Annotated in this window: 16 protein-coding genes; 8 read left to right on the forward strand and 8 right to left on the reverse strand. The window is 60.0% G+C overall.

What is annotated here, in order from left to right; translation table 11 throughout:
• The first annotated feature begins 32 nt into the window (after window positions 1-32).
• Together AArcS_RS08845 and AArcS_RS08850 are read left to right on the forward strand one after the other, a co-directional pair.
• Entirely contained in the window at window positions 33-848 is an 816-nt protein-coding gene (locus AArcS_RS08845; protein WP_238477061.1) for a hypothetical protein, read from the forward strand.
• A 2-nt stretch (window positions 849-850) separates the two neighbouring features.
• Entirely contained in the window at window positions 851-1,387 is a 537-nt protein-coding gene (locus AArcS_RS08850; protein ID WP_238477062.1) for a PH domain-containing protein, read from the forward strand.
• Window positions 1,388-1,484: 97 nt separating this feature from the next.
• Here the strand turns inward: AArcS_RS08850 and AArcS_RS08855 are convergent, their stop codons facing one another.
• The 4 genes from AArcS_RS08855 to AArcS_RS08870 form a co-directional block, all read right to left on the reverse strand.
• Window positions 1,485-2,144, reverse strand: coding sequence for a queuosine precursor transporter (locus AArcS_RS08855; protein WP_238477063.1), 660 nt, complete (start codon window positions 2,142-2,144; stop codon window positions 1,485-1,487).
• Window positions 2,145-2,195: 51 nt separating this feature from the next.
• Window positions 2,196-4,232 (reverse strand): S9 family peptidase, encoded by a 2,037-nt coding sequence (locus AArcS_RS08860; RefSeq protein WP_238477064.1) that lies wholly within the window; start codon window positions 4,230-4,232, stop codon window positions 2,196-2,198.
• 65 nt (window positions 4,233-4,297) lie between these two features.
• Window positions 4,298-7,147, reverse strand: coding sequence for a UvrD-helicase domain-containing protein (locus AArcS_RS08865; RefSeq protein ID WP_238477065.1), 2,850 nt, complete (start codon window positions 7,145-7,147; stop codon window positions 4,298-4,300).
• Window positions 7,144-9,813 (reverse strand): hypothetical protein, encoded by a 2,670-nt coding sequence (locus AArcS_RS08870; RefSeq protein WP_238477066.1) that lies wholly within the window; start codon window positions 9,811-9,813, stop codon window positions 7,144-7,146. Before AArcS_RS08870 ends, AArcS_RS08865 begins: the two co-directional genes overlap by 4 nt.
• Window positions 9,814-10,329: 516 nt before the next feature.
• On the opposite strand from AArcS_RS08870, the gene AArcS_RS08875 reads away from it, so the two are divergent.
• The 3 genes from AArcS_RS08875 to AArcS_RS16005 all read left to right on the forward strand — a co-directional run bounded on the left by AArcS_RS08875 (window position 10,330) and on the right by AArcS_RS16005 (window position 12,730).
• Window positions 10,330-11,109, forward strand: a complete 780-nt coding sequence (locus AArcS_RS08875) for a sulfite exporter TauE/SafE family protein (RefSeq protein ID WP_238477067.1) — start codon at window positions 10,330-10,332, stop codon at window positions 11,107-11,109.
• A gap of 88 nt (window positions 11,110-11,197) precedes the next feature.
• The gene (locus AArcS_RS08880) at window positions 11,198-12,457 is read left to right on the forward strand and encodes a digeranylgeranylglycerophospholipid reductase (RefSeq protein WP_238477068.1); all 1,260 of its coding nucleotides are present in this window, start codon (window positions 11,198-11,200) and stop codon (window positions 12,455-12,457) included.
• Between the two features lie 123 nt (window positions 12,458-12,580).
• Window positions 12,581-12,730 (forward strand): DUF7563 family protein, encoded by a 150-nt coding sequence (locus AArcS_RS16005; RefSeq protein ID WP_434803498.1) that lies wholly within the window; start codon window positions 12,581-12,583, stop codon window positions 12,728-12,730.
• Between the two features lie 350 nt (window positions 12,731-13,080).
• Here the strand turns inward: AArcS_RS16005 and AArcS_RS08885 are convergent, their stop codons facing one another.
• The 3 genes from AArcS_RS08885 to AArcS_RS08895 form a co-directional block, all read right to left on the reverse strand.
• Window positions 13,081-15,036 (reverse strand): archaea-specific SMC-related protein, encoded by a 1,956-nt coding sequence (locus tag AArcS_RS08885; protein WP_238477069.1) that lies wholly within the window; start codon window positions 15,034-15,036, stop codon window positions 13,081-13,083.
• Between the two features lie 130 nt (window positions 15,037-15,166).
• A complete protein-coding gene (gene rdfA, locus AArcS_RS08890; RefSeq protein WP_238477070.1) occupies window positions 15,167-15,817 on the reverse strand; it encodes a rod-determining factor RdfA in 651 nt (216 codons plus the stop codon).
• Between the two features lie 963 nt (window positions 15,818-16,780).
• On the reverse strand, window positions 16,781-17,059 hold the full coding sequence (locus AArcS_RS08895) for a winged helix-turn-helix domain-containing protein (protein ID WP_238477071.1): 279 nt from the start codon (window positions 17,057-17,059) through the stop codon (window positions 16,781-16,783).
• Between the two features lie 559 nt (window positions 17,060-17,618).
• Between AArcS_RS08895 and AArcS_RS08900 the strand changes: the two genes are divergently transcribed.
• On the forward strand, window positions 17,619-18,626 hold the full coding sequence (locus AArcS_RS08900; RefSeq protein WP_238477072.1) for a DUF1616 domain-containing protein: 1,008 nt from the start codon (window positions 17,619-17,621) through the stop codon (window positions 18,624-18,626).
• Between the two features lie 381 nt (window positions 18,627-19,007).
• On the opposite strand, the gene AArcS_RS08905 is transcribed toward AArcS_RS08900, so the two are convergent.
• Window positions 19,008-19,553 (reverse strand): DUF7344 domain-containing protein, encoded by a 546-nt coding sequence (locus AArcS_RS08905; protein ID WP_238477073.1) that lies wholly within the window; start codon window positions 19,551-19,553, stop codon window positions 19,008-19,010.
• A gap of 376 nt (window positions 19,554-19,929) precedes the next feature.
• On the opposite strand from AArcS_RS08905, the gene AArcS_RS08910 reads away from it, so the two are divergent.
• The gene (locus AArcS_RS08910) at window positions 19,930-21,018 is read left to right on the forward strand and encodes a DegT/DnrJ/EryC1/StrS family aminotransferase (protein ID WP_238477074.1); all 1,089 of its coding nucleotides are present in this window, start codon (window positions 19,930-19,932) and stop codon (window positions 21,016-21,018) included.
• 18 nt (window positions 21,019-21,036) lie between these two features.
• Window positions 21,037-22,002, forward strand: coding sequence for a Gfo/Idh/MocA family protein (locus AArcS_RS08915; protein ID WP_238477075.1), 966 nt, complete (start codon window positions 21,037-21,039; stop codon window positions 22,000-22,002).
• Window position 22,003: the final 1 nt, after the last annotated feature.

The raw sequence follows: 22,003 nt of genomic DNA on the forward strand, positions 1-22,003 counted from the left end.
TTTAAATATAGTTATTGGAGTGATTAAACTGGATGCTGTCGAAGCCGCTGGGGGTCGTCAAATACGCACTCTTTGCTGTCTTTGACCCTGCACGGATCGTCTCGGGGAGCGTTACAGAGTTCGATCGGACACGTTGGCGGCAGTTCAAACGGGCGATCCAGTTGAGTCTGTTCTATCTGGTAAATCTGGTGTTGTATGCCGTCCCACTGACACTCGCGGGGTTCGGTCAGGTCGGTGATCCGGGTGAATCACCGGCGATCGTCGAGAGCGTCGCTGCGGGAATTGGGATTGGCCCAGAACTGCTCTGGTCGTACGTGATGGCGTTTGTCCAGAACTGTTCGTATCTGTTCTTGTTTTCGATACTTACCTTTGTCATGTTCCATCTCGCAGTCTGGGTGACACGCAGTTCCAACGGCTACCTGCAGTCGATTAACACTGTCGTGTACAGTACTGGAATCTATCTTGCAGCGATTTTTAGCGTGACCTGGTACATTACGATGGCTGAGTCTATTGTCGTCGCCGAAGAGTGGCTGATCTGGCTGCAAGCGGAGTTTGTTTATACGATCATCGACGCGGTCGGTAGCGATCTGGAACTGGCAACGGGGCGTCCGGAACCGGTGTCGCTCGCAGATGCAACCCGGGCCGGTGTCTCCACACTCGCCTTGCTGTTTGTCTCCATTGCCTACTACCTCTACTCGCTGTATCTCGGTGCGCAGATCAATCACGATGCCAACCGGACGACTGCGCTGCTCACGGTCGTTCTCGTAGTCGTTTCACCCGCGTTGTTCGTCCTCGGATCCGTACTGGTTGCACTGTACGGTGGCGCACTTTCACTCACCACGGTTTAGTCATGACACAACAACAGACATCACAATCCGAAGCGGCAAACAGTACAGACGACGACCAGCCCACGGAGCGCTACAGGACACGTCCGACGATCAAACCGCCCGCGATCTGGGCAGCAATTACAGTCCTCGTTGGCGGTGTACTCACGCTTGTCTCGCTGCTAAACGTTTTCGGACTCGAAGATCAGGGCGTTGCAACCGTCGTAGGCCTGGGAATTGCGGCGCTCACAGGGCTATTCCTCACCCGGCACCTTATCATTATTTTCCTGCTTACTCGGACGACATACACCGTCACACCGACGGAACTTCGTCATGAATTCTCACTCTGGCTACAGACGAAATCCCGATCAATCCCGATGGATCAGGTCCGTGGACAGGAGTTCGAACAGGATGCAATCCAGCGAACCTTCGGCGTCGGGTCGATATCGGTACTCACTGGAGGGACCAACAGTAGCCTCGGTTACGTCTCGTTCAAAAACGTTCCAGATCCCACAGAAGTTAGCGATCGAATCCGGACGTACCGCGACTCATCGGCGGACTGAGCACTGCACAGGTCGATCAACTACCAGATCACGAAGAACGCGTGGAGCCCCCTCTATTGATTCACCGTGTGCCATGCTATTCATGTCGGGAAAAATATCACGCCGTCCGATCCACCACTTCAGTTACCGCGTAGAACGGTACGGTATCGATCAGCGCGACGAGTAGCTTCACGATGTACTGACCGAGGACGATCGAGGCGAGCGCCCAGCCCCACTGCGGGTCTCCGCCAAGCCCCATCGCGGGGAAGATGGCGAACCCCAGCGTGATGAACACGACGGTGTCTACGCCCTGACTGACGGCGGTCGAACCACAGTTGCGGAGCCACCGATATCGGCCCGCCGTTCGCTGTTTGATCTCCGAGAACAATCGGACGTCGAGGTGCTGTGCCAGCGCCAGGGCGACGACAGACGCGAGAATGATCGACGCCGAGTCACCGAGCGTCTGGGCAAACGCGTCCTGCCCCTCGAAGAACGGTGCTGCCGGCATCCAGATCGCCATGAAGACGAGCGCGTACGAGAGCACCAGCGTCAACACAGTCCCATTGACCACCGCGGCGGCATACTCCCGGCCGTGATATTCTACCAGCAAGTCAGATGCCAGATACGCCAGCCCGAAGGCGACAAAGCCCGCGGGGATCGCCACGCCGCCGATCAGTGGCAGTTCGAGCCACGTTAGCTTCGCAGCCAGCACGTTCGCAAGGACGACCGACCCCGCGAAGATCGCGGTGAAGATCGCCTTCGTATCGTCGATGTTCATAGCACTGCTGAACCAGTGCTACCGAAAGAATCCTTCGATAAGGCCCGAAGGTTATCCACCCGTGTCGTCAGCGCCCTCGCCCGCCGAAAGCTCCGCGTCGTCGTCCCGTTCGAGCGCCGGGGGAACGTCGTGATACTCCGAGTAACCGTCGAACCAGCGGACGATCCGTTCGATCCGGTCGACGACGTGGGCAGGCTGGCCGCTGCGCGATAGTTCGTGCCCCTCGTCGGGATACCGGACGAACCGGGTGTCGACGCCGTGTTTCCGCAGGAGCCGGTAGAACAGCTCCGCAGTGCTGGCGGGGGTCCGGTAGTCGTCGTCACTGTGGACCACGAGCGTCGGCGTCTCGACGTCGTCCGCGTGGGCTACCGGTGACTGTTCCCACAGGAACTCCGGCTCCTCGTTCGGCGTCGTTCCGAAGTCCCCCTCGACGAGTTTGTACGCTCCATCCGTCGAGCCGTAAAAACCCGTCAGATCGTAGACCCCGCGCTGGGCGACAGCGGCCTCGAACCGATCGGTGTTGCCGACCATCCAGCCGGTCATGAACCCGCCGAAGCTTCCGCCAGTCAGGAACACCTGCGAGCCATCGACGTACTCGCGATCCGTGACGTGGTCGACCCCCGCCAGCACGTCCTCCATGGTCGTTGTGCCCCAGTCGCGGCCGATCGCCGACATGAACGCCTCGCCGTAGCCTGCCGACCCGCGGGGGTTCGACCAGAAGACGACGTAGCCCCGCGCGGCGAGCGTCTGGAACTCGTGGAACATCGTCCCGCTGGTCGTCCACATCGCGTGGGGACCACCATGCACCTCGACGATCAGCGGGTACTGCTCGGATGGGTCAAAATCCGGCGGCGTGAGCAGCCAGCCCTCCAGCTCCTGTCCGTCCGGCCCCTCGTACCGTACGGGTTCGGGCTGACTGACCCCTCGTTCGTCCAGATATTCGGTATTGACACGGGTGAGACGGTGTTGTTCCGCGCCGCCGAGCGTAATGGCGAACACGTCGCCCGGATGGTCCCACTCGCTTTTGACCAGCGCGACGACATCCGCGCCGACGTCGACACCATCGATACTCGCTCCGTCTTCACGCAATACTCGTTCGGGCCCGGTGTCCTCCCACCCGGCTGCCCACAGCGTGACGGCCCCCTCGTCGGGTGTCGTGAAGTACAACTGCTCCTCCTCGGGTCCCCACTGCGGTGCAGCGGCGAGCCCGAGCGTCCGATCGAGATCCGCTGTCGGCGTCGTGACGCGCTCGGCGTCGGTATCGACGACGTGTAGTTCGCTCTGGTTGAGCGTGGCCCGGTCCGGATCAGTGTGTGGGTACGCGACCCGACCATCCGCCGTCGCGGCGAGGTGTGTCGCCCAGCCCGCCGCCGTGTGAACCGTCGCGGATGCCCCCTTTTCGACATCGTGTTCGATGATGCCGTACTCCAGCGAGTCGTCAGGGTCGTCGCCGACGCTCTCGGTGTAGTATAGCGTGTTCGCGTCCCCCCACTCGGGCGCGGCGAAATCGCGGTCGCCGTCGGTGAGGCGACTGACCTCGTCGCTTTCGAGGTCCGCGAGGTAGACGTGACTGCGCTTGCCGTCGAAGTACTGCTGCATCGACCGGTAGACCGTCCGATCGATCACGCGGGGATCCGGCGGATCGGGCTCCCAGTTATCCGGCGCTTCGAGATCGCGTTCTTCCTGCCGATCCTCGGCGCTGGCCTGCTGGACGAAGGCAATCGCGCTTCCGTCCGGTCGCCAGGCGATCGATCCAACGCCGCCCGCAACCGCGGTCACCTGTCTCGCCTCGCCACCGTCGGTCGGTAGCACCCACAGCTGTGGCCGGTCGTCGTCCTCCCCGCGCGTCGAGACGAAGGCCAGCCGATCACCGCTCGGACTGAACCGCGGCTCGCTGTCAACGCCCTCCTCGATCGTGAAGCGCCTCGGCTCGCCTCCTCCCGTCGGAACGACGTAGATCGTCGCCTCGTAGGATTCGTCGTCCTTCGGAACCTTCCTGACGAAGGCTACCCGGTCACCGTCGGGCGCGACCCGTGGCTCTTCGACCTGCACGATATCGTGGTAGTCCGCAGCGGTGATACGGTTCATGACAGCCACTTGGGAGACGAGTAAAAAGTGTGTTCTGCACGGTCTACCGTGGAGCGACTGTCGCCTCAACGTTCGCGCGCCGCCGAGACGACACCTTCTAACTCCGTCTCCGAGAGCGGTTCCACGGGGACGCGCTCGCCCCCGTCCGTGTAGAAAATACTCGTCGTAACCTCACGGTCGGGGTAGGAAGCTTCGAGGACGTGATGATACACGTTCAACTGTTTTCGGTACTCGTCCTCGGCGTGGCGGCCACGGTCGGTCTTGTAATCGATCACGTCGACACGGTCGTCGGCGACGTGGACCAGATCGACGACGCCGGTGATCGTTATCGTCTCGCCGTCGATACGAAGCGGCAGGTGGACGTCCTCCTCGACGACCAGCGTGCCGTCCAGATCATCGAGAAACGCTGCGACTGCACGCTCATCGTCGTTGCGTGGGGTGACTGACTCACCGAGCGCGTAGGCTTCTGCGAACTCGTGGACCCGACTACCGAACTCGACACCACGCCCATCATCCACGCCCTCGAAGACATCGTCGCGCATGATGGTGTGAGGGGTTTCTGCTGCCGGCCCGTCACGACCCCGTACGTCTGGTGTGAACCCCGGTTTCTCACCGGAGGCTGCCGATACGTCGGACAGCTCCGGGTCGATCTCTTCGACCTCGACCGGGAGCGATTCGAGGAAGGAACTGGGTGTCTCGCCCGCCGAAAAGAGGACGTGGTGCTCGGCGCGTGTAATCGCTACGTAGAGCAGACGGCGCTCCTCGTCGTAGTCCCGTGGGAGTGTCCGATTCAGGACGTCCGAGCGCCAGTTTCGGAAGACGTGTGGCCGGTCGTACGCCTCGGCGTCGAAGACCGTCCGCTGTCGGAGCCCCACCGGATCACCGAACGTGATATCGCTCGTCCCGCCGCCGGATGGCGGGAACGAGTGTTGATTCATGTCCGCAAGAATCACGATGGGATGTTCGAGCCCCTTCGTCGCGTGGATCGTCTGGACGGTGACGGCGTCCGTCCCTGCCCCAACGTGGACTTCGCGGGTCGTCCCGGTCTCGATGCCGCGCTCGATGTACCGGAGCAGGTCGCCGCGGCTCATCGTCGTCGCGTCGTGGACGGATTGGACGGCATGCAAGATAGCGTCGGCGACCGGACCGTCGTAGCCGTAGCGCTCGAAGACGTGTCGGGCAATCGCACCCACCGTCTCGCGGTCGCGTAGTTCGTCGGCGAACCCGACCAGGTTCTGGGGGTAAGTCCCCGAGGATAGCATGGCGTCGATCTCGGGCAGCGAGTAGCCCACACGTTCGAGCAGCGGGGCCCACCCACGGTCCGCATCGTACTCCAGAACCCGCAGCCACGCGAGCAGCAGTTTCGCCGGGTCGGTCCGATAGATCTCGACGCCGCCCTCGTAGGCCATGGGGAGGCCATTCTCGGTGGCCGCCGCCAGCAGTTCGCGGCCGAACTCGCGGCGGCGCGTCAGCACCGCCATGTCACCGTACTCCGGCGCTCGGAGTTCGCCGTCCTCGCCCTCGACGGGAAACCGTTCGTCCCCGACGATATCATGGATCCGCGAGAGGAGCGCCTCCTGTTCGTCCTCGCTCTGAAAGGCCTCGATCCGGGAGTGGTCGTAGTCGGAAACGGCGTCGAGCGACGTGACGTCCTCGAGGATCGACTCCGCATCCACGTCTTCCGTGCTCGTCGCCGGAGCGACCAGTCCATCCTCTGCGAGGTCGAGGATCACATCGGTCGATCGGTAGTTCTCGACGAGCGAGATCGTCTCCACATCCGGCTGTTCGAAGCCGACCCGGTCGTGGTCGCGGTTCAACTCCGCGGCGAAACGCTCCAGTCGATCCTCGAACGCGACGATGTTTTCGACGTCGGCGTACTGGAACCCGTAGATGCTCTGTTTCCAGTCCCCGACGACACAGAAATTCTCGGTGCCTGCACAGAGCAACCCGAGTTTGAACTGGATCTCGCTCGTATCCTGGAACTCGTCGATCATCACGTACTCGAAGGCGATGCGCTCGCGCAACGCGTGATTCTCACAGAGCAACACGTATGCGAGCAGCTGCAGGAAGCCGAAGTTCAGGTAGTTCCGGCGGAGCGAAAAACGGAGATAGCCCCAGTAGACGTCGTGAACGAACGATTTGAGTCGCTCGCGGTCCTCGTGGAACGCGTGATTGGCGAGCACGTCGGGCACCTGCTTGCCCTCGCCGCGAATCTCTGATTTGGACGGTGCGTCCGGCAGATACGTGCCGGAGTCGCCGTAGCTGTACAGTACGGAGCGGAGCGCAGATTGCTTGTTGCCCCCGTTTCGCGGCTCGTTGCGCTCGTCGAAGATATCTTTGAACGCCGCGAAGTCACCATCGAGGTGGCGCTCGCCGTCCCTGTACCATCCCGTGGCCGTCGGGAAGACGCCCTTCGCCGCGAGTTCGTGGAGCAGGTCGAGCAGGTCTCTCGGCTCCGAGAGCGCGGCGAAGACGTCGTCGTACTCCGGACGATCGTCGCTGAAGCAGTCGACGAACTCGCCGAACCGACTGCGCTCGACGAACTCGTCGTCGAGCAGCCGTGTCGAGTCAGTGATATGGTCGTCGATACCCAGCAGTTCCGGCGCGTCGTGGCCGTGTTCGAGCAGCAGGTCGTGACACAGGGAGTGAAACGTCTGGATCGGCGCGTCTTTCAGTTCGCGTGTCCCGTACGCAGAGCGGTCGACGATGCGCTCTCGCATCTCCGCGGCGGCGTTGTTCGTGAACGTGACGAGCAATACATCGTCGGGTTCGACGCCCTCCCCGTCGACGATTCCGGCGTACCGGCGCGTGATCGAGAACGTCTTTCCCGTCCCGGCCCCGGCGTCGACGAGGTAGGTCCCCTCGGTGCTGTCGATCAGTTCTCGTTGACCGGGGTTCGGCGCGAACTCGCTCATCGCTCACCCTCCAGCAGCAGATCGCGGTGGTTCAGATACCGCTCGTTTGGCTCCTCGCCGGGACCGACGACCGGAAACCGCTCCTCGCCGACGTGGCGACGGGATAGCTCCGCGAGGTGTTCGTCGAGGAACGTCTCGAACGCGTCCAGATCCCCCTCGAAGTAGTTCCTGCCTCTGATCCGCGTCAGTTCCCGCATCGCCTGTTTACAGCCCTTGATCACGTACTTGTATTCCCCGACAATCGCTTGCATTCGGTCGATGAAGCTCTCGCCGAAGGCCGACTCGATGAGTTCGTCGCTATCCGTCGTGTGGTGGATCGGGACCTGCTCGAAGACTGCGGCGTAGTCCCGATATTCGACCTGCGAGAGGGTCTTTTGACACTTCTTCGCTCCGTCGTCCCGGAGCGCCTCGAACGTCGACCGGGAGCTCGCGTACTCGGAGAAGTACATCGGGTAGTACGTGATCGTGGTCAGCGCGTCGTCGAGGTCACCGCGTTCGACGTCGACGTCATCCAGCGCGAGCTCGCCTGTCACGACCTCATCCAGCAGTTCGAGGAAGTGGACGAACGTAAAGGATAGCTGTCGGTCGGGATACTGCGAGCGCCAGTAAGTGAGATACAGCCGTGACTGGAAGTCGGGCGTGTCGCTGGGCGGGTCGATCGCGGCGTTGCCCACGACCGCTGTTGCCCCCTTTCGGCTGCCGCTTTTGAAGTCGATGAGGTGTGTGGGATCGGCGACCAGATCGATCTTCCCCCTGACCCCCAGCCCCTCGTCCTCGAACCATCGCTCGGTCAGGGGCGAATCGATCGACTTCCCAAAGTGCTCGGCGATGGCGTTCGTTCCCCAGCTATCCGAGGGCGACAGGAAAGCGGTATCCCTGGGTCTGACGTCGTCCAGATATGCGATGAGCGTGTCGACGCCGACACGATACTCGGTCCGCTTTCGCGCCTCATCAACGCTTCGGCGGAACGGGCGGGTCTCCTCGACTAGCAGGTCCACGACCGCCTTGCGGACCGACTCGTCGACTAAGTCGGGGTAGTTCACGTAGAACTCCGCGAAGTCGTGAAACAGGTTCCCTTCAGCAAAATACTCCCTGTCGGGCGAGGAAAGCAGTTTGTCGAAACAGTAGTCCCGCGGCGAGTTGACGTAGGTTCCGAGGGAAGACTGACTGACGGCGTCGACCTCCAGCAGTCGCGTCGATGCGGTGGGTTCGGAGCCATCGACGAGTCGGTCACGGTCGAAGCCGTCCGTACCGTTGTTCGCCTCCGCCGGTTGCGTTCCGTCGTCGCGTACCCGTCCGCAGGCCACACTCTCCAGATCCGAGAACCGCTCGTACTCCCGGTCGAGCAGTTCCTCGAAGTACAGACACGGAGTCACTGGGGAGCCACCCGCCGCGTCCTGCACGAGGTAGTGCTGCTCGATGCCGCTCTGGAGCAGCAACTGGAAGTCCCGGATGTTCCGCGTGAACTGGTCCTTTCGGTCGACCCACGGTCGCCGCGGTGCCGAATGCGTCCAGCGGTCGTCCATTCCGAGGAAAAAGACCGTGGGTCGGTCCACGTAGGCCGCCGACTTCGCGTCGGCGAGCAGGACGCCCTCGTTTTCGCGGTCTACCGGCACCTCGTAGGTCGAGAGGTAGAAGGTCAGCTGATCGACGTTCGCCTCGGTCGCCGGGGAGTCTGCCAGTCCGAGCCGCTCCAGTTCGGTCCGGAACGCGGACAGCGAACAGTCGGCCCGGTCCTCGTACTCCGCGAGCACGTCGACGAGTGTGTACTCGTGGGCATCCGCTGCAAGCGAGCGAAGCCACGACAGATCGGCAGCCGATTCGTCCAGTTCCAACAGTCGCTTCTCGTTGTGCTCGCGGGAGACGTCGACGCCGAGCCGAGAAAGTACGGGACGGACATCACCCACGCGCACGCTGGAGCTTCCGTGGAGCGTTCGCAGTAGCTGGACGAACGCCCGATGATCAGAATCGTCTGCGAATCCCGGCCCACCGTAGAACTGAACGTCAGCCGCCGACAGCGCCGATTCGACGAGCGGCGAGTACTCGCTACCGGCATCGAGGACGACTGCGATGTCCTCCGGATCGCCGGACTGTGCGGCCTCGACAACCGTCTCGACGATGGCAGTCGTGGTCTCGAACACTCGGAACGGCGGGAGCTCGAAGGCGTCGTCGCTCAGCGGGTCGATTGACTCGTAAGAGTCCGGCAGGACGGACCGCTCCAGCGGCGTCAACTGGTCGATACCGACGACCGCGACGTTCTCGCTCTCGATCCGATACTCGGTCAGGCGTTTCGAGGTCGTCTCCAGCGCGCCGACGCGATCGAGTACGTCCCGCGTCACGTCGTTGATATGAGACTCGTAGGTCAGGATCGCATCCCGGGTGCCCTGATGCTCCCAGCACTGGAGGATGTCACCAATCGCGTGAGCGGCGGGTTTCCAGCCGATATCGGTTTCCTCGATCACCGAGAGAAAGGCGAGTCGGTCCTCGGCAGTCTCGCGGCGACCGGCCGCAAGTCGGCGTGGCGTGGTCGCAAACGTCCCGAGATGCGGACGGTCGAGGCGACGGTTCAGCGCGCTTGCAAGCGGTGCATCCGGTACAACCACGAGGCCGAACTCTGCGACCTCCTCGTACAATCGATCGACGGGTTTCGCCAGCGGGAAAGACACGGTACTACTCGGCGCGTCATGCATAATAAATTCGGGGTTAACGTAGACTGGTATGGGATCGAAGTCGTGCCGAAACAAGGAACAGCCTGCACAAAGAACAAGATACGAGTATGTTTAGATGTATGATAAATGAGCTCAGTCTGTGATCCGGAACGGGATAACGAAACAGTCAATGAAGTGGAATCTCGATGGGAGACGTTTTCAAGCCGCTACATACGGTTAGAGTGTCAAATAGTCCGGTGTCTCCCAGTATGTAGCTGGTCAAACACTGAGTAGTTTATAATACTAGAGGCGTTTAACCCTCACCTGTTACCGGTGCTGTATCGCATCGATCTCTCCACGTGAGGTGCTACAAAAATCACCAACATATTGTCATATATTGACATAGTCCATATCTCAAATATATAACTGAGCCGAATCTCTGGATCAGTCATTCGACGATCGACCGTCGGTCTGTGAGCATCCACCACACACAACCACCACAGGGATATGTACCTGCTACGAGACGAACGAATAATGATCGACTCGCTGGCCTCCGTGGCAGCCCTCCTCGCCGTGATCGTCCTCGCCGGTGCGGTGAACGGACTCGCGGGCTTTGGCTTCGCCGTCGTTGCCACGATGGCGCTTGCGACTGTCATTGATCCCGCGACTGCGGTCGTGTTCATGATTGTCCCCATACTCGGGGTGAATCTCTCGCTCGTCGGCGAGCTCTCGGGCGACCAGCTACGAACCTGTGGACGGCGGTTCGCACCGCTGCTGGTCGCCGCTCTCGCGGGGATGATCGTGGGACTGGTCGCTCTCGACACCCTGCCGGACGCGCCGCTACGGATTGGTCTCGGACTCGTGACGCTTGCGTTCGTGGGGAGCCTCCAGCAAGTGGTGTCGATCCCTGCGGTCGGCCGGGCGAAAGAGGCGTGCTTCGTCGAATCTACGGGCAGTATGGCGGGTGTCGGTCTCGCCTCCGGCGTCCTCTTTGGTGCGACCAACGTCGGCGTCCAGCTGATCGCGTATCTCAAGAGCTGTAACCTCTCACATGGCCTGTTTGTCGGCGTCACGGCGATGCTCTTTCTGGGCCTCAACGCCGTGCGTGTGGGAGCGGCCGGAGCGCTCGGACTCTACCCCGACAGTCTCGTCTTTCTGGCATCTGTCGCGGCGGCCGTCCCTGCCGTTGCTGGCGTCCTGATCGGCACGCGACTCCGTCATCGGCTCGGTGAGAGTCTGCGCCGCCGGGTCGTGCTCGGCTTGCTGACGATTATCGGAATTCGCCTGCTGCTGGGCGGGGCAGGGATCGCGTGAGGAATTTACTTGCGGCATTGTTGTAGCATATCTGGCGTGAGAGAACCTGTTAAGAAACATTGATAATGGGGACACCCAATCACAGCATATGAACGACGAGTACGACATCGTGATCGCTGGCGCAGGTCCCGCAGGCGGGCAGTGTGCCCGGGATCTCGCCGCACGGGATTACGACGTTCTCGTGCTTGAAACCGAACCTGAATCGGAGTTCCCCCGTCAGAGCAACAAATCCACCGCTGGCACCTTCCCGTCGATGATGTCGGCGTTCGGCGTCCCCGGCGATGTCGTCCAGCAGTACACCGATTCTGTCGTACTGGAGTCGCCGAACGACCACTTCACACGCGACCTCTCCGGTGCTGTCCTCGACTTTGCGGCGTTCAAGCGCTGGCTGGTCGCGGAGGCACGGGAGAACGGCGCGGAGTTTCGCTTCGACGCGCGAGTCGCCGGACCGGTAATGGAAGGCGACGAAATCGTCGGCGTGCGATTCAACGGCGACAGAGAAGTGAACGCCGAGATCGTCATCGACGCGACCGGCCCGAGCGCGCCGCTGGCATCCGAACTCGGCGTGAGCACGCTCGAACGCGAGAACCAGGCGATCGGGATCGACTACCACATGGAGGGGATCGACCTCGACCACGAGGGGTATGGTGACCTCCACGACGCGATGATGCTCCGACTGGATCACGATATCGCGCCTGGCGGCTACTCGTGGATCTTCCACACCGGCGAGGATACCGCGAAGGTCGGCGTCTGCTACATCCAGAACGAGCGCCATCGGGAGAAGGCCAAAAGCGGGATGACGATCGACGGCTACATGCAACACTGGCTCGACACCGATCCCCGCTTCGAGAATGCGAGCAAGATCGAGGGCGGTGAGGTACTGCGTGGCTCCGCACACATCCAGATGCCCGGCAGGATGCATACTGATAGCTTCATGGCGATCGGTGATACAGTACCAACGATCGACCCGCTCTGGGGCGAAGGCATCAACAAGTGTATGCAGTCGGGCCGGGCAGCGGCGATCGCCGTGGACCACGCGCTCACACCGGCACAACCGGACACCTCAGCGGACCGGCTCTCAGTGTATGAGGACCTGTGGCACGAGCAGGTCGCACCGAAAATGAAATCTAGATTGCTGATGACCGAAATCCTGTATCTCGCGCCGAACGACCGCTACGATCGGCTCATGACGGATCTCAACCGTCTGGACGACGAAACACTCTCTAGAGCAAACGATGGCGACAAAGCTGCGATACGTAAACTCCTTCATCTCAGCGATATTCCGGAGCTACTCTCGTGGGCAAAACGACGCCTCCGTGACCCCTCGAACAGGTGGAACCCCGCCTGATCATCAGACCTGTCCAGCCAGTCAAAACGGCCGTAGATGTGTTCTACCCTGTTTTAATAGACATATAACGTCAGGTATACTGTGAGTAACTATACCGTACTGAGAACATTGGATGGATGAACCATGCCACGATGTGACAACTGCGGCGGCTTCGTCACGCAGAACTTCGTTCGAGTATTCGGGGACAACCAGGACAACGTACAGGGGTGTATGAGCTGTTGTGATCGGACGGCCGTCCGAGAGGGCGGCGTCGTCGCAAATCCCTCGACCTGAGTGGTTCCTGCTGGCGCTATCCAGAGGGAGAAGCCGCTCTGCTTTCGAAGGCTGGGACAATCCCCGACAGCACTACCACCACCTGTCATTAGTTCCTCTACTGATAGGAACTTGTTGCTTTATCACTGGTGAGATAGTAGACGGAATACAGTAGTTAGAGACTACAAGATACTATACCTCTTCTACAATGTTTAGAAGTTCTACAATGTGTTCCCACGATATATGCCACTCAAATCGGCTACCGAAACCGGTCTGTGGACTACGCAAGACGGGCACTTCGTACGTGCCAGATCATCGACGGATACGAGGTGAACAGGTCGAAGTCCGGCCTCCAGAAACCTGAGCAGCCCTCAGATATCGGTAACGCGCTCGTGATCGATATCGAGTGCGTCGGCGTCCTCGAATAGCAAGGCAACGACGAGGTACGGCGCGTACTCGCGGAAGTACGCGATGAGATCCGCGATACGGTTCGAGTCGATGGCCTCCAGCGAGTCCAGCAGCATGAACGGAACCGTCTCGTACACGTCATGAACGAGGTAGCCAGCGAGCGCGAAGACCAGGCCGGTCACCTCCCGCTCGCTCTCGCTGAGGTGGTTGATATCGTCCTCGTAGGCCGTGCCATCGTCCGTTGTCCGGATGATCTTGAGGTCGAACGTGCTCTTCGTCACTTTTCGACGACCTTCACGAACCTCCCGTTCGTTTCGCTGGATCCAGATGCGATCGAGGTTGTCGTACCCCAGAAGCTCCAGCAGCCGTTCCATGTGCTCGTTGAACGCCTCGACTGCGTCGGCCTCGATTCTGTCGATCCGGGTTCGGAGTTCAGTGAGCGCCTCCGCGACCTCATCGCGTCTCGTTTCGAGGCTATCACGTTCGTCCAGCCGGGACTCTATGTCTTCGATTTCCTCGGTGATCTCACGTCGCTTCTGTTCTTTTTGTTCGATCTCGAACTCGATCGAGTTGGCTTCTCTGTGCTTGTCGAGAACTTCCTCGTAGCTTTCCGACTCCAGCTCTTCGACCTCGGATTCGAGTTGTTCGACAGCGTCCGCCAGTTCGTCCAGTTGCTCCTCGTAGTCCTCCAGTCGATCGGTTCGGTCCTCGATTTCGTCCTCGACCTGTTCGATCCGGCGTTCTAGCTCGTCGACTTCCGACCGCGTGGATTCCAGCTGGTCGGCTTCTTGACGTCGCTCGCGCAGCTGGTCGGACACGTCGGTCCGTTCCTTCAATTTCTCCTTCCGGCGAGACTGAAGCTGTTCGACTGTCGTCTCGATCTGCTCGCGTGCGACTTCGGAGCCACAGGTCCAGCAGACGACCGAATCCTGCTCGGAAAGGAGCTGATCCGTGAGGTCACTGTCGGTGTCCGAACTACCGGCGTCTAGCTCGCCAGCCTGTGCGTCCGCTAGCCGTTCCTCGTTGAACTGGATCGTATTCTGTAGCTGGCTGATCTCCGCCGTCAGCGACTCCTTTCGACCCTCCAGCATCTCGATCTCACTTCGCAGTTGCTGTAGTTCGGCGTCTCGATCCTCCGGAAGTTCGGCCAGCTCCGATTCGAGCTCCTCGTGCTCCGATTCCAACGCGTTGATGCTCTCTCGCTCGGTGTCGATCCGCCGTCTCGTGCGTTCGCGTTCCGACCGAACCGACTGCAGCTCGTCGAGCTTCGATTCGAGCTCCTGTTTTTCGGCGCGCGATGTCTCCACGTCGGCGTCGACATCGTCGATATTCGCCTCGATGTCGGCGAGCTCAGACTCTAACTCCTCTATTTCGGCGTCGAGGCGAGTTCGTTGCTCTTCAAGTCCAGGGAGCTTCGCGGAAATATCGTCCAGCTCCGAAAGTCGGTCGTCGATCCGTCGCTTCTCCTCGGTGCGTTCGTCGATCTCCGACTGGATTGCGGTCGTGTCGACGGGACGCATGATCAGTTCTCGGAGATCGTCTCCACGTGCCACGGCACGGCGAGCTTCGTTTGATTCCAGCAGGAAGGCGAACAGATCCGCAATCTCGCTATCCTTCAGATACGGATCGCCGTCAGTCACGATCGCGGTACCGCTCCGTTCGAGCGACCGGTCGTAGACATCGTCGCCGATCTTGATGCTTGCATGCCCGGTATCGGCATCCGCCTTGAGCGACACCTGGTCACTGCCGAGCGCCGCCATGATCGCCTGTAGCAGAGATGTCCGATTCGTCGCGTTCCGACCTGTGAGTGCCGTTATCCCTCGATCAAGCGTCACCGAAGTTTCGTCGATCCCGCCGATATTCTCGGCCCGGACAGTGACGGTTTTGGGGACCTCGTCTACAGTAGTACCTGATTCCATTGTCTGAAACAAGTCCGCCGTGCTACTTATTTGTTGTTCATCCCGGCGGTTAGAAACGGTCTCGCCACCCAGATATTACACAAGTACACCTGTAAACCTCTGCGAGCGGACGTGCGATCCCGGAACGCAGTCACTCATGACGCTCCGGCGGGCTGTCCGACTGACACTCACAGCCGCCGCGTTCGAGCAGGTCACCCGCCGTGTACTGGCGTCCGCAGTCGGTGCAGATGATCGAGACATCGACCAGTACGTCGTACTCACCGAGATCGATCACGTCCGACCGGTCGAGCCTGTCGATCGTATCGTCGGTTACCGCGACGGTGCGGTTCTGAAGTGCCCTGATCTTGTCCCGGGCGCTCTCGACGCGTTCCTCGTCGTCCGGCGTCACCATCGACGCGTCGAGACAGTCCGTCAGATGGTTATGGACGGTCTGGTGGGAGACGAAATCGCTCTCGACCTGCTCGATCGGCACGGAATCGTGTTCGAGTTCGCGGCGCGTCTCCGTTCGCATCCCACTGCTGACATCGTCGTCGGTCAACAGGCGGTAGGTGTTCTCGACCTCACCATCCTTGTAGGCGACACCGGCTTCGTCCATCGCCGCGCGGAGGGTCGATCGGTTGACGTACGTCGCCAGCTCGCGTAAACTGTACCGCTCCTCGCCGCGCCCGGTCCAGTAGGCCACCAGCTCGTCGTTTAACGCTGTAAGATCGTACTCCTTGAGAACCCGGCCGACCTTACAGTTACACGCTACGTCTTCGAACCGCTCGTCGGATGTGCTCACGTTTCGAACTAGCGCAGTGGCGATTAAATACTTTCTTCTCAGTGGACAGCACCGGCCGTTGCGTGGACAAACCGGGACCAGTATTCGACCGGTAATATCGTGTTACGTTCTGGAAAAACGTTCCTACCGTGCAACCAGCAGTGAGGGTTCGGCCGGTAATGCTACGGCTCTCGACAGTAGGTGCCTGATACTACCCGGTCGACCACTGGTCGAGAGACAGCCGGGAACGCACACGTTCGAGGCTCGTTTCAGCGATAGTTCACGTCACGGTTCGGAGGTGGACAAATCGAAAGACTGCGGAGGGGTACACTATCGACTCTCCCCACGCAGATTCCTAATGATAGATACAAGTGATGAATCGCCAACACTTCCCGTCAGATGTAAATACGGCTAACCTGAACTTACGTCTCATGCCGAAGTGGCTATCAGAGAGCGAGCGAGAGCGTATTGCAGAGTTCGCGGCGACGCCGAAATACAAACGGGACCCCGAGATGCTGGCACCGGACGACGACGAGGAAGACGACGAGTAGCGAGCCTCCAGAGATAGGCGTATTCACTCATAGCGCTGGCTCCAGCCCGGATACGCGTGCAGATCTGGATCAAGCATCCGTACCGGACTCATGCGGAGTCCGGTGACAGGAGCGGGCATCACCGGCCCGAAGTGTCGCTATCGATCATCCGAGAGAGGGGCGCGTGCCGTCGTCCAGAGCGCGTCGAGTCCGGAACTGCGCGTTCACTGTCGATAGCCTCGTCTCGCAGTACGCGCCACCAGAGCCGTTGCATGGCAGGCCACAGCACCGATACGGAACTCCACTGTTGTACCTAGTGGAAGCTGGGCCTCAAGCGGAGCGAGCGATAGGCCATACGGACGCCAGTGGCAGAGAGGGCCAGGGGCTAGTCCAGGAACGCTCAAGCTGTCAGAGTCAGTAGTTCAAAACAGCGATCTGCTTGACTTGTCGCCGATCACTCGACCATATTCTCGGCCTGGATCTGTTCCCAGATCTCTTCTCCGGCCTCCGTAATCCCGTAGACACGGCCCTTTTTCCGATCCTCCGAAACGAGCAGATCCACCAGTGTTCGCTCACGCAAACTGCTGAGTGCCCGTGAAATGTGGGCAATCCCAGCCCCCGAGTCGCTGGCTATCTGGGTCGGTGTTGCCGGACCCTCTGACAATCTCCGAAGTACTTCCACACGATACCGCGAGCTGATAACGAAGCCGATCTCGTCCCATTCATCGTTCATAATTGGATCTCGCTTGCTATCGCTTGGTCTACGCCATGCGTCTTAATACATGTCTATCGTCAAAACTGAATTCCCCAATAAATCATATTTTAAGATTCGTAAAACTATATCCGTTTACTACATCCCTAATATAAGCTGAGTATACTATTCTTCGGTGAATTTTATGTACTGTATACGCTCGTATACTGGCGGAGTACTGTTGCGTAGCCAAGCAATACCGATCAGTTCACTACATTGGTTTTGGGTATTTTCGTGGCGTGAACGATACTGAGTCTATGTCGAACGATCCAGATGTGCACCGACCACCCCATCACAACGACACCGATTTCCTCAACCAGTGCTGACCGTGAACCACCACGTGAACAAGGAGGGAGTCGATCGAACAACGGGCAACCAGCGCATAGCTGCGTACTCTGAACGGCAATACGATCATAGGAGGGGAATAACAAAAAACCAATATCACCACTTTCGCAGACGAGCGATCAATGTGGGGAGCCAGTTCAGTACAGCGAGAGTGTAGAACCGACCTAGTGGCCTGTACTCGGTTGTGGTATCGTCGATGAGTGAGAACAGATCAGCCATCCAGCAGGCCCGAGAGCTAGTTACCGCTGGCTCTGCAGATGCGACGTTCGTCATCGGCTACGTCGCCGTGATTGGGGCACTGCTTTACGTTGCCGACATCAGCGGAGTCATTCGAACCATCCTCGGACTTCCCATCCTCCTCGTCTTGCCAGGGTACGCGCTCGTCTCGCTCGTGTTTCCTGGAATGGCGGACGAAACACAGGCGGGACCTGAGGATGAAACGTCTTCGGTTGGACTGGTCGGGACCGGTGTCCCCGGGTGGTACGAGCGGCTTGCCCTGGCAGTCGCGATAAGCGTCGTACTCTTGCCGTTGTTCGGTCTCGTTCTGGCGACAACGCCATTGGGGTTCTCCACTGGACCGGTGCTGATCTCTCTCGCCGGGTTTATCGTCATCGTAATGATCGGCGCGGTCGTCCGGCGCGTCCAGCTCCCTGAAGAAGAACGGTTTGTGTATCCAGGCGCTTCAGCGGATACCGGATTGTTCCCGGAGGATAGCCCTGTCGACGGCGTTCTCAACGTCGTTCTTCTGATAAGCGTCGTCGTAGCGATGGGGACGGTCGCATACGGACTGGCCGCACCCCAGCCGGAAGTGGGCTCGACCGGGGTCCAGCTACTCACCGAAACCGACGACGGAGAGCTCGTCGCCGGAGAGTATCCGGAGGCAATCCCGCCCGGTGAGAGCGCCGAGATGATCGTCGGCGTCACCAGCGACGGCACGGAATCGTCGACGTACACGGTCGTCATCGAGGCCCAGCATGTCGAGGAGGACGGCGACGAGTTAGCCGTACTTGAAGAGGCCGAACTCGGTCGGGTACAGCTCACTCCGGAGCCTGGCGAGCGCGCGACACAGGAGACCACGATCTCGCCACCCATGGCGGGCGAGAACATCCGGCTCAACTACTACCTCTATGAAGGCGATGCACCAGAGGACGCCGATTCCGAGACAGCAGACGACCACCTCTGGATTACCGTCGACGGCGCGTAAATCGCCTCGGGATCAAGCCCCGTCGCATCCGACTAGGTTCACCCGTGAATTACTCTTCTGTTTCACCCTGTCTGACGAACACGTGATTCCAGACTGCTTTTGGGTCTCGTCAATTGGAGGATCACAAAACGTCTACAGACCGATCTCGGTGGGGGCTTCGTCGGACGAAATCTGATCGGGCACTGGCTGTGAGCCTGTTCTGTGCTTTCGCATGCCTCCGCCCTCCGACTACTGCTCCGGCCGAGGTCCCGCAGGAGGCTTCCTGCTCCCTGGGGTCGATCGCCCCCTCCGAGGAGGGACACCCCGGTTGTTCTGGACCTGAGAAGAATCGGGGAGCCGTCAGTGAAGACACTCAGTAGTTCGTGCCGAGCAGAGAACAGGCTACTTCCGCTTGTCGATCAGTTCCGAGGACAGTCCGTCCCCACGTCGCTGTGTGGTGATCAGGTGGCCAATCGCTGTGACTGCGAACGCAAGAATGATGATCAGCCCGGCTGCGAACTGCGAGACCCCCCCGATGAGACCCAGTGCCACCGCACCGTAAAAGAGGCCGCCGACGATCGCAATCGCGAGATAGTACTGTTGCCACGGTTGTTCTTCCTCGTCCCGCGATAGATACGCGCTGATATCGACGGCCTGATCGGACAGCACAACGTCTCCGGAATCGGAGTCGTACTCGATGATCCCGGCATCATCCATCTTCGGAACGTGTGTCTGATACAGGGAGACGTAGACGCGCTTTCGCTGCTGGCTCGATAACTCCTCGACGTCGACCTCGTTCTCCCAGGCCGCAACCTCGTCGGCGAGATCGCCGATAGTTACGGGTTCATCGACCTGGTTCAGGTAGTACAGCACGAATCGACGCCGTGGACTACTCAGCAGATCAAACACTACATCTTGTGACAACTCGTCACGGTCAGCTCTGGACATTAGTTTCGTCTCATACTGGTCATATCCCCCGCATGCGCTTTTGACCCTCTACAGTTGCAGGTCAGCTATTCGTTACTTTGTTACAGACTGGCTAAACGAACCGATGGAAAATATGCAGTCTTTGACCGGGGCAGGCAGGATACGAAGCGATTTCCCGATCGATCCCAGGGAGTTCGGTGCCCGCTGATCCACCGTCTGCCGGGAAAACACGCGCTACCTGACGTACAACCCGTCTATAACAAAGGTAGCAGGTAGGCAACTATGTCATAGTTCCCGAGACCGGAGTAATAATGCTACAGACCATCATCTCGATTTTCAATAATCCAGTATTGCACAGAACAAACAGCAAACCGACAGTGTGCAGTGAGGTGCCGTAATGGCGAACATATCGATTGCAGACCCCGATCTCGGCAGGGTCGAGGCAGAACGAGTCGCCGACGTGATCGACAGTGGAATGGTCGCCGATGGACCGACCGTCAGGCAGTTCGAATCGGCGTTCGCCGACTATTGTGATGTCGAGCACGCGGTGGCAACCTCGAACGGGACGACCGCCCTGCATGCGGCGTTCGAGGCACTCGAAATCGGTCAGGGGGATCGGGTCGTCACGACGCCGTTCTCGTTCGTGGCAAGTGCGAACGCGATCCGACTGGCCGGAGCGGAGCCGGTCTTTGCCGACATCGATCCCGAAACGTACAACCTCGATCCGGACGCAGTCACAGAGCTGCTCGACGCGGAGGGCGAGACGATCGACGCGATCCTCGCCGTTCATCTCTACGGGTTGCCCGCAAACATCGAGCCGCTGGCAGCGCTCGCGGACGAGCACGATCTACTGCTCGTTGAGGACGCCGCACAGGCACATGGAGCTACCTACAACGGGGAACGGGTCGGGTCGTTCGGCGATGCAGCCTGCTTCTCGTTTTACCCGACGAAGAACATGACGACCGGTGAGGGAGGGATGATCACGACTGACCGAGAGGACGTTGCCGAGCGTGCCGCCCAGTTCGTCAACCACGGACGGAGCGATACCTACGAACACGTCGAACTCGGTCACAACTTCCGGATGACGAGCATCGGGGCGGCGATCGGGCTCGCTCAGCTCGAGAAACTGCCCGAGTACGTCGCAAAGCGCCGGGAGAACGCCCGAATACTGACCGAACGACTCCGGAGCCAACCCGCGGTCGCGACGCCCTTTGAACCTGCGTATGCAAGACACGCGTATCACCAGTATACGATCCGGTGCAAGAATCGGGACCGCCTCAGGTCATATCTCGATAACGCGGGGATCGGTACCGGTGTCTACTATCCGACACCGATCCACGAACAGCCAGCCTACGACCACGTCGAAACGGACGCGCCAGTTGCTGAGCAAGCCGCAAGGGAAGTGCTGTCCCTGCCCGTTCACCCTGCACTCTCGATCGACGACGTGCGTTCGATAACCACTGTCGTACAGTCCTGCTACGAATAACAGCTAGATACCACAATCATGAGTACGAATACGATCGACGTCGGCGTTATCGGCGTTGGGAGCATGGGCCGACACCACGCGCGTGTGTACCAGGAACTCCCAACGACTGAGCTAGTCGGTGTTGCTGACGCGGATCTGGAGGCCGCGACGAGTGTCGCATCGGACTACGAAACGACCGCACTCTCGATCGAGAAACTCCTCGATCGAGTCGATGCCGTCTCGATCGCCGTCCCGACGAAGTATCACTTCGAGACGGCGATGACGGCGTTCAGGAGGGAGACCCACGTTCTCGTCGAGAAACCGATCGTCGACTCACCGGAGTACGGACAGGAACTAATAGAGTTCGCTGGCGAACACGACCTCGTCCTGCAGGTCGGCCATATCGAGCGGTTCAACCCGGCGATACAGGCGCTCGTCGATATCGTTCCGGATCTCGACGTACTCGCGGTCGACGCCAGACGGCTGGGGCCGCCACTTGACCGTGATATCGGAACGAGTCCTGTGCTCGATCTGATGATTCACGATATCGACGTCTTGCTGTCCCTGCTCGACGAGCACGGAGATGTCACACATGCGAGTGCAACCGCAGACGACCAGCACGTTACCGCGACGGTCGAGTTCGGCGACGTGCTTGGGACCCTGACGGCCAGTCGAATTACCCAGCAGAAGGTCCGTGAGATGACGATTACAGCCCGTGAGTGTCAGGTGTACGTCGATTACATCTCGCGGTCGATTCAGATTCACCGTCACTCCTTGCCGGAGTACATCGAAGAGAACGGAGACCTCCGGTATCGGCACGAGAACATCGTCGAGCATCCGACTGTCGAGAACGGTGAACCCTTGAAAAAGGAGCTCGCTGCCTTCGCCGAGGCGATCCGGACGGGAACCGAACCGGTCGTTACCGGGGAGGACGGGCTGGAGGCTCTCAGGGTCGCAAGCGAGATCGAGACCGTCGCTCTCGGGGGTGAACGGGTTATCCAGTAGC

Source organism: Natranaeroarchaeum sulfidigenes (assembly GCF_017094485.1).
Taxonomy (GTDB): domain Archaea; phylum Halobacteriota; class Halobacteria; order Halobacteriales; family Natronoarchaeaceae; genus Natranaeroarchaeum; species Natranaeroarchaeum sulfidigenes.